Origin of the sequence: Pseudomonas moorei (assembly GCF_008801475.1) — a bacterium.
Classification (GTDB): Bacteria; Pseudomonadota; Gammaproteobacteria; order Pseudomonadales; family Pseudomonadaceae; genus Aquipseudomonas; species Aquipseudomonas moorei.
Genome location: NZ_VZPP01000045.1, coordinates 1 through 648, shown reverse-complemented (window position 1 = coordinate 648; position 648 = coordinate 1). Strand labels below are relative to the sequence as shown.

Genomic DNA, 648 nt, shown 5'->3' with positions numbered 1-648 from the left:
TGAGGACGCTGCCGCTGATGGCGGAGTCTTCGGCCGTGGTTACGCTTTCGCTGAGGTCGGTGAAGCTGTCATCCACTGGGGTGACGCTGATATTCAACGTCGAAGTAACGTCTGCGCCGGAACCGTCGGTAACGGTGTAGGTCACGGTCGGCACTGCGCCGTTGTAATTGGCGTCCGGCGTGAAGGTGTAAGCGCCGTTGGCGCCGATCACCAGGGTGCCGACGTTGGCGATGGTCGCTGTGCTGCCGGCCTGGTACTGGGTGCCGTCCACTGTGAAATTAACCACGCTGACCGGGCCGTCGACGCTCGAAGTGCCGGTGAGGACGCTGCCGCTGACGGCGGTGTCTTCGGCTGTGGTTACGCTTTCGCTGAGGTCGGTGAAGCTGTCATCAACCGGGGTGACGCTGATATTCAACGTCGAAGTAACGTCTGCGCCGGAACCGTCGGTGACGGTGTAGGTCACGGTCGGCACGCTGCCGTTGTAGTTGGCGTCCGGGGTGAAGGTGTAAGCGCCGTTGGCACCGATCACCAGGGTGCCGACGTTGGCGATGGTGGCGGTCTGGCCCGCAGTGAAAGTGCCATTGACGCCGTCGATGCTGAAGCTGACCACGCTGACGGGACCGTCAACGCTCGACGTACCCGTCAACA

General features: G+C 62.7%; 1 protein-coding gene. It reads right to left on the bottom strand.

Annotated elements, in window-relative coordinates; translation table 11 throughout:
- On the bottom strand, window positions 1-648 hold a 648-nt coding region (locus F7R06_RS30840; protein WP_170288743.1), incomplete at both ends, for a cadherin-like domain-containing protein.